This is a genomic window from Salipiger sp. PrR003 (assembly GCF_010500785.1).
Taxonomy (GTDB): domain Bacteria; phylum Pseudomonadota; class Alphaproteobacteria; order Rhodobacterales; family Rhodobacteraceae; genus Salipiger; species Salipiger pacificus_A.
On sequence record NZ_JAAGOV010000058.1, the window covers coordinates 31,716 to 39,783 of the forward strand.

At 65.6% G+C, this 8,068-nt stretch carries 7 protein-coding genes; 6 read left to right on the plus strand and 1 reads right to left on the minus strand.

What is annotated here, in order from left to right:
* The first annotated feature begins 53 nt into the window (after positions 1 to 53).
* The 4 genes from G0D83_RS21335 to G0D83_RS21350 all read left to right on the plus strand — a co-directional run bounded on the left by G0D83_RS21335 (position 54) and on the right by G0D83_RS21350 (position 3,810).
* On the plus strand, positions 54 to 1,139 hold the full coding sequence (locus G0D83_RS21335; protein ID WP_164196707.1) for an ABC transporter permease: 1,086 nt from the start codon (positions 54 to 56) through the stop codon (positions 1,137 to 1,139).
* Positions 1,139 to 2,047, plus strand: a complete 909-nt coding sequence (locus G0D83_RS21340) for an ABC transporter permease (RefSeq protein ID WP_164196708.1) — start codon at positions 1,139 to 1,141, stop codon at positions 2,045 to 2,047. Before G0D83_RS21335 ends, G0D83_RS21340 begins: the two co-directional genes overlap by 1 nt.
* A 60-nt stretch (positions 2,048 to 2,107) precedes the next feature.
* Positions 2,108 to 3,181: a BMP family ABC transporter substrate-binding protein gene (locus G0D83_RS21345; RefSeq protein ID WP_108967875.1), complete on the plus strand. Its 1,074-nt coding sequence runs from the start codon at positions 2,108 to 2,110 to the stop codon at positions 3,179 to 3,181.
* Between the two features lie 140 nt (positions 3,182 to 3,321).
* Complete coding sequence (locus G0D83_RS21350; RefSeq protein ID WP_203595048.1) at positions 3,322 to 3,810, plus strand: YdcF family protein; 489 nt, start codon at positions 3,322 to 3,324, stop codon at positions 3,808 to 3,810.
* 20 nt (positions 3,811 to 3,830) lie between these two features.
* Here G0D83_RS21350 and G0D83_RS21355 read toward each other — a convergent pair whose 3' ends face one another.
* Positions 3,831 to 4,262, minus strand: a complete 432-nt coding sequence (locus G0D83_RS21355) for a DUF1489 domain-containing protein (protein ID WP_164196709.1) — start codon at positions 4,260 to 4,262, stop codon at positions 3,831 to 3,833.
* Between the two features lie 222 nt (positions 4,263 to 4,484).
* Here G0D83_RS21355 and G0D83_RS21360 point away from each other — a divergent pair, with 222 nt between their 5' ends.
* Positions 4,485 to 6,773, plus strand: coding sequence for an adenosylcobalamin-dependent ribonucleoside-diphosphate reductase (locus G0D83_RS21360; RefSeq protein WP_164196710.1), 2,289 nt, complete (start codon positions 4,485 to 4,487; stop codon positions 6,771 to 6,773).
* A gap of 1,079 nt (positions 6,774 to 7,852) precedes the next feature.
* Positions 7,853 to 8,068: DUF1153 domain-containing protein (locus tag G0D83_RS21365; protein ID WP_164196711.1), on the plus strand; the 216-nt coding region annotated here is incomplete at its 3' end.

An 8,068-nucleotide genomic window follows, 5' to 3' on the forward strand; every position in this document is an offset into this window, starting at 1 on the left:
AAATACGCACGGTGCGTCGGTGCAAGCTGCGCGGCGCCGGTGGGAGGCCCGCAATGATCCGCCTCGAGAAACGTCCGCAGCCGTCGCGGCTCTGGACCATCGTGACGCCGCTTCTGGCCGTGGTGCTGACCATGGTGGTGGGCGGCATCATGTTCGCGCTGCTCGGCAAGCCGCCGCTGGAGGCGATCCGCACGATCTTCTGGGACCCGCTGTTCCACCCGCAGTTCGCCGGCTACTCGCGGCCGCAGCTGCTGGTGAAGGCGGGGCCGCTGATCCTCATCGCCATTGGCCTCTCGATCGGCTTCAAGGCGGGGATCTGGAACATCGGCGCCGAGGGGCAGTACATCATGGGCGCCGTGACCGGCGCGGCCGTGGGGCTGGCCTTCTATCCGTCCGAAAGCGTGCTGCTTTTCCCGCTGATGGTGGTCGCGGGCGCGCTTGGTGGCTGGGCCTGGGCGATGATCCCGGCGGTGCTCAAGACCAAGCTCGGGACCAACGAGATCCTCGTGTCGCTGATGCTGGTCTATGTGGCCGAGAACATCCTCGCCTCGGCCTCGGCGAGCTGGCTGCGCAGCCCCGAAGGCATGGGCTTTCCCGGCTCGCGCAACTTCAAGCAATGGCCGGCGGTCCACAATGACGAGCTGATCGCCGGCACCGGCATGCATTGGGGCGTGGTCGCGGCCTTCATCGCGGTGATCGGTGCCTACGTGCTGATGGCGCGGCACATCCAGGGCTTCAACATCCGGCTCACCGGCGAGGCGCCGCGGGCGGCGCGTTTCTCGGGGGTGAGCCCGGCGCGGATCGTCTTTCTCTGTCTTGGCATCTCGGGCGCGCTGGCGGGCATGGCGGGGCTCTTCGAGGTCACCGGCCCGGCGGGGCAGATCACCATCGACTTCAACTCAGGGTATGGCTTCACCGCGATCATCGTCGCCTTTCTCGGGCGGCTGCACCCGGTGGGCATCCTGCTGGCGGGGCTTCTGATGGCGCTGACCTATATCGGCGGCGAGTTGGCGCAGCTGATGCTCGGCCTGCCGGGGGCGTCGATCCAGCTGTTCCAGGGGATGCTGCTGTTCTTCCTGCTGGCCACCGACGTCTTCACCAATTACCGCATCCGCTTTGCCAAGAGGGAGCTGGCCTGATGGATCCCGTACTTCTTGTCGCCTCGATCATGGTCTCGGCGACGCCGATCCTGCTGGCGGCCATCGGCGAGATGGTGGTGGAAAAGGCCGGGGTGCTGAACCTCGGGGTCGAGGGCATGATGATCACCGGCGCGGTGGTCGGCTTCGCGGCTGCGGTGAGCACCGGCTCGCCGGTTGTCGGGTTCCTGGCGGCGGCGCTCGCATCGGCGGTGCTCTCGCTGAGTTTCGGCTTTCTGACTCAGGTGCTGCTGTCGAACCAGGTGGCGACGGGGCTTGGCCTGACGCTGGTGGGCCTGGGGCTGTCGGCGCTGGTCGGGGCGGGCTTCGAGGGCGTGCGCGCACCGGGCATGGGCAAGCTGTGGATCCCCGGGCTCGCCGAGATCCCGGGGATCGGCCCGATGTTCTTCCGCCATGACTTCATGGTCTACGTGAGCCTCCTGCTGGTCGCGGCTGTCTGGGGCTTTCTCAAGTATACCCGCGCCGGGCTGATCCTGCGGGCGGTGGGCGAGGACCACGAGAGCGCGCACGCGCTCGGTTACAAGGTGGTGCGGGTGCGTATGGCGGCGATCTTCTTTGGCGGGGCCTGCGCCGGGCTCGGCGGGGCATACGTCAGCCTCGTGCGGGTGCCGCAATGGACCGAGGGGATGACCGCGGGGGCGGGCTGGATCGCGCTGGCCATCGTCGTCTTCGCCAGCTGGCGCGCGTTTGGCGTGCTGATCGGCGCCTATCTCTTCGGCGGCGTCACCGTGCTGCAGCTGAACCTGCAGGCGGCGGGGGCCAAGGTGCCCGTCGAGCTGCTGTCGATGTCGCCTTACCTGATCACCATCCTCGTGCTGGTGATCATCTCGGCCCGCGGGGTGCATGGCGCGCCCGGATCGCTGGGCCGCTCTTTCCACGCCTCCGCCTGAGCGGGGCATAGACCCAATCCGGGGACCCGGACAATGTTGAAGACAGGGAGTCCAACCACAATGAAACGCAGAACGCTTCTCGCCTCGGCCGCCGTCGGCCTCGCCCTTGCCGCCGCGCCGGCCTTCGCGCAGGACGTGCCGAAGATCGGCTTCGTCTATGTCGGCCCTGTGAACGACGGCGGCTGGTCGCAGCACCATCACGAGGCCGCGGTGAAGATGAAGGAGCACTTCGGCGACTCCATCGAGATGATCGAGCAGGAGAGCGTGCCCGAGGGGGCCGACGCCGAGCGCGTGCTGACCCAGATGGCGCTCTCGGGCGCCGATCTGATCTTCACGACCTCCTTTGGCTACATGGACCCGACGATCAACGTCGCGGCGAAGTTCCCGGACGTGAAGTTCGAGCACGCGACCGGCTACAAGACCGCCGACAACGTCTCGGCCTATTCGGCGCGCTTCTACGAGGGCCGCGCGATCACCGGCTACCTTGCCGGCGCGATGACCAAGTCGAACAAGATCGGCTACATCGGCTCCTTCCCGATCCCGGAAGTGATCCGGGGCATCAACTCGTCCTACCTGCACGCCAAGAAGGCCAACCCCGACGTCGAGATGTCGGTGGTCTGGCTGTCGACATGGTTCGACCCGGCCAAGGAAGCTGACGCGACCCAGGCGCTGCTCGACCAGGGCGTCGACGTGGTGCTGGCGCATACCGATAGCACCGCGCCGCTGTCGGTGCTGGAAAAGGCCGGCGGCTTCGGCTTCGGCCAGGCGGGCGACATGTACGACTATGCGCCCGAGCCGCGCCTCAGCTCGATCATCGACGAATGGGCGCCCTATTACATCGACCGCGTCCAGGCGATCATCGATGGCACATGGGAGAGCCAGAACGTCTGGCAGGGCATCGGTGACGGCATGGTCGGCATCGGCGAGATCACCGGCCCGGTGCCGGAGGACGTGAAGGCCACCGTGCTGAAGATGAAGGACGACATCTCCTCGGGCGCTTACCATCCGTTCACCGGACCGATCAACAAGCAGGACGGCTCGGCCTGGCTCGCCGAGGGCGAAGTGGCCGACGACGGCACGCTGGCTGGCATGGACTTCTACGTCGAAGGGCTGACCGCCGAGATCCCGAACTGATCCGCATCGCCGGGTGAGAGGAACGCCGCCGGGATGTCCCGGCGGCGTTTTCTTTTGGCGCGGGGCGTGCTTCGCTTCGGGCGGCGCAGGCGAGCGGCGTCGCCGGATTTGCGAATTTGGGAAGAGAATAGGGGCGGGCAATGCGCGGGGAACGGGTGGCGCTGGTGCTGGGCGCGGCGGTCTGGGCCGGAGGGCGCGCCTCGCCGACGTTGGAGCGCCGGGCGCTTCATGCGGCGGGGCTCTGGCGGTCGGGGGAGGTGTCTGCGATCCTCGCCTCGGGCGGTGTCGGGCGGCACGCCCCCTCGGAGGCGGCGGTGATCGCCCGGCTCTGCCGCGAGGCCGGCGTGCCGGAGGCGGTGCTGATGTTGGAAGAGCGCTCAACCAGCACCGAGGAGAACCTTCGGTTCTCGCTGCCGCTGCTGCGGGAGGTTGGGGCGGGAAGCGTGGTGATCGTCACCGACGGGTTCCACGCGCCCCGCGCCCGGCTGGCGGCGCGGCGGCTGGGGCTGGCGGCGCTGGGGCCGCTCAGCAGCGACTCGCCCCGCGTGCCGCTTTCGGCAAACCGGGTGAAGGTGGGGCTGCGGGAGGTGCCCGCGTACCTGTGGTACGCGCTGCGGCTGCGCGGCTGAGCGGGGAGGGGGTGCGGAGGCTAGAGAACGCCGATCTCGGCCAGGGCGCCAGCCATTTCGGGCGGCAGCTCGTCATCGTCCTCGCGGGCGGCCGAAAGATCGGGCGGTGCGTCCTTGGGATCGAGATAGCGCCAGCCCTGGAAGGGGCGGCGCGGGCTGGTGGCGACGCGGTGAATCTCGGGGTCGAGCACCAGCGCGCAATGCCGCGTGCCGTCGTGTCCGGTGACCTCGTCGAGCCGCAGCACGCGCTGGCGGCATTGGATCAGCCCCTTGAAAACCCAGTAGATCGAGCCGCCGTTGAGCAATTCTGCCTCGCGCTTCGGCCACATGCGGGTGATGTGGCAGGGCAGGCGGTCGGCGGTCTGCGCAGCGCGTCCAGATTGCCAGGCGGCCAGCGTCTTGACGCTTTCGGTGCCGACGCTGAGCTTGATCAGATGGGTGAACTTATCCACGGAATGCTCCACAGAGTCCTCAACAGGATGAGACAGATATTGTAGTCTTTGCGACAGCGGCTTCAAGCAGTGGTAGGCTGATCGCGGAAAAACGTGTACCCTTACGTACCGCGCGTTCTTGCATCGGGCGGCGGTCGCGAGTAGGCACACCGCCCTGCCACCCGCTGCGCTGCGCTGCTGCCGCGCCCTCGAATTGACGAGCCAACAAGGAAGTCTGCTGCCATGACTCGCTTTGCCGCCCCCATCGCCGAACAGATCTGGGACATGAAATACCGCTTCAAGGAGGCGGACGGCACCCCGATCGACCAGAGCGTCGAGGACAGCTGGCGCCGCATCGCGCGCGCGCTCGCGTCGGTCGAGACGGATGCGGACGCCTGGGAAGAGAAGTTCTACGGCGCGCTCGAGGACTTCCAGTACCTGCCCGCCGGCCGGATCACCGCCGGCGCCGGCACCGCGCGCTCGGTCACCTTGTTCAACTGCTTTGTCATGGGCACCATTCCCGACAGCATGTCCGGCATCTTCGACATGCTCAAGGAGGCCGCGCTGACCATGCAGCAGGGCGGGGGGATCGGTTATGACTTCTCGACCATCCGTCCCAAGGGCGCGCATGTGGCGGGGGTTGCCGCCGATGCCTCGGGTCCGCTGTCGTTCATGGATGTCTGGGACGCAATGTGCCGCACGATCATGTCGGCGGGCTCGCGGCGCGGTGCTATGATGGCGACCATGCGCTGCGACCACCCGGACGTGGAGCAGTTCATCTCGGCCAAGGCCGACAGCGCGCGGCTGCGCATGTTCAACCTTTCCGTGCTGGTCACTGACCCGTTCATGGAAGCGGTGAAGGCGGACGGATCGTGGGACCTGCAGTTCGACGGCAAGGTCTACCACACGGTCAAGGCGCGCGACCTGTGGAACAAGATCATGAAGGCCACCTACGATTATGCCGAGCCGGGGGTGATCTTCATCGATCGCATCAACAAGGCGAACAACCTCAGCTACATCGAGCAGATCGCCGCAACCAACCCCTGCGGCGAGCAGCCGCTGCCGCCCTATGGCGCCTGCCTGCTGGGCTCGATCAACCTTGCGCGGCTGGTGGACACGCCTTTTGAACCCGGCGCGGAGATCCCCGAGTCCAAGCTCGACGAGCTGGTCGCGCTGGCGGTGCGGATGATGGACAACGTCGTCGACGCCTCGAACTTCCCGCTGCCGCAGCAGGCCGAGGAAGCCCGCAACAAGCGCCGCATCGGCCTTGGCGTCACCGGGCTTGCCGACGCGCTGCTGATGATGGGGCTGCGCTACGGCACGGAAGAGGCCGCCGCGCAGACGGAGAGCTGGCTGAAGCGCATCGCGCGTGCGTCGTATCTGGCTTCGGTCGAACTGGCCAAGGAAAAGGGCGCCTTCCCGCTCTTCGACGCCGAAAAGTTCCTTGCCTCGGGCAACATGCTGCAGATGGATGACGACGTGCGCGAGGTGATCCGCACCCATGGCATCCGCAACGCGCTGCTGACCTCGATCGCGCCCACCGGCACCATCTCGCTCTACGCGGGCAACGTGTCCTCGGGCATCGAGCCGGTGTTTGCCTATGCCTACACCCGCAAGGTGCTGCAGAAAGACGGCACCCGCACCGAGGAAGAGGTGGTCGATTACGCCGTGCAGATGTGGCGCGACAAGTTCGGCGATGCCGAGCTGCCGGACTATTTCGTCAACGCGCAGACCCTGGCCCCGCTCGAGCATGTGCGCATGCAGGCGGCGGCGCAGAAATGGATCGACAGCTCGATTTCCAAGACGATCAACTGCCCGGAGGACATTTCCTTCGAGGGCTTCAAGGACGTCTACATGGAAGCCTACGAGACCGGCTGCAAGGGCTGCACCACCTACCGCCCGAACGACGTGACCGGCTCGGTCCTGTCGGTCTCGGAAAAGACCGAGAAGACCCCGGCAGAGACGCCCGCCGTGGTCACCGAGAGCGAAGGTGGCGGCGCCGAGGTGGTCTATATGTCCGAGCCGCTCGACCGGCCGCAGTCGCTCGAGGGGCACACCTACAAGCTCAAGTGGCCCGACAGCGAGCACGCCATCTACCTCACGATCAACGATATCATCGTCGGGGGTCACCGCCGTCCGTTCGAGGTCTTCATCAATTCCAAGAACATGGAACACTACGCCTGGACCGTGGCGCTGACGCGGATGATCTCGGCGGTCTTCCGCCGCGGCGGCGACGTCTCCTTCGTGGTTGAGGAGCTCAAGGCGGTCTTTGATCCGCGTGGCGGCGCCTGGGTGCAGGGCAAGTACATCCCCTCGATCCTCGCGGCGATCGGCGGGGTGATCGAGAAGCACCTCGTCGCCACCGGCTTCCTCGAGGGCGAGGGCAAGGGGCTGAAGGCCGACCCGACGGCGAAGGTCGTGGGCCTCGATGCACCCCGAGGCAAGGCCTGCCCGTCCTGCGGCCAGTTCTCGATGATGATGGTCGAAGGCTGCATGACCTGCTCGAGCTGCGGTCACTCGAAGTGCGGCTGAGGAGCTGAGGGGTCAAAGAAGTCAGAGAAAGCAGATGAATGCGCAAACGGAAGCATAAGTCTGCGCAAGGGGTGTCAAGGGCGAAACGTACCGCCTTGTGTCCCTGGGCTGCTCTCTGAAAGACGGTGATAGAGGCGCTGGGGCTGATGCTCCGGCGCCTTTCGCGTATGAGGGGGATGTGCGGTTCGTGGCATGAAGCCGCAGATCCGGGGGAGGGCCGTTGTGCCCTCTGTATATGAGCCTGAGCATGGCGCAGTGTGGCTGGCTTGCGATGGTGAGACCCTGGACACGAGGTCGCTTAGAAGCGGTGGGAACTCCGATGATGACCATTAAGTCGACGCAAGCTGTCGCTACGATCCTCAGCCGATATCAGAGGCGGAGAAATTGTCAGGTGCCCGTCACAGCAACAGATATCTACGCCGATACCCTTGCTCGCGTCTGTGGAAACGACGTTGACCTCGACCCGGTCGAACGGGGCCTCATCCACCTCAAGCGCCAGAAGGTGATTTCCGGCCGAAGACTGGTCTCCCTTCTTGCTCGCCATCAGCGGGAGATCAGACCTGAGTGACGCCGCCAAGGGGCTTCCTGGGGTGCTGGGCTCAACACCAGCTACGAATACACGAAGCGTCATCGCTCTTGGGAGCGAATGGTCAGCTTCAAGGGGGCATAGTCACCGCTCACGTCCGGCGCTGCATGATGATCTGCCTTGGCTCGAAGGGGCGGAGAGCCGACCTTCGCTGCGCATCGCGTAAATAACCGCGAAGCGCAGCTAGCGGACCTAGCTCCACTGTCTCCATTTCCCGAAAGCTGCCGTTCAGGCAGAGTGCAGCGATCTGCTCCACCGAGCCCAAGGTGTCGAATGCTACGCGTCGTCCGAATGTCGGCTTTCGGGAAATGGCCTAAAACGTGACAGAAGCAAAACGCTTTTCGCCAAGGGTTTGTGGCACAATATTTTCTTGCGATCTTGGCAGCATCCGGTCGCGTGCCAAAAACGACCGTTATTGGCCATGCTGTTCTGGCGTGGGTTTCTTTTGTCGCCCCAGTGAAAACCTGCTCATGCTACAAGGGAGAACGTAGCAATGAGTATGACGATGGACGACAGCATCAAGCGTTGGACGGCGAAGCGGAAGACGGCTCTGGTGATCGAGATCATGCAGGGCAAGACAACCGTGTCGGAGGCGAGCCGGTCCTTTGACCTGACGCCCTCCGAGATCGAGGGCTGGGTCGAGGATGCCAAGCGCGGGATGGAGAACTCGCTGCGCGCCAACCCGCTCGACATCCGCGAGCAATACGAG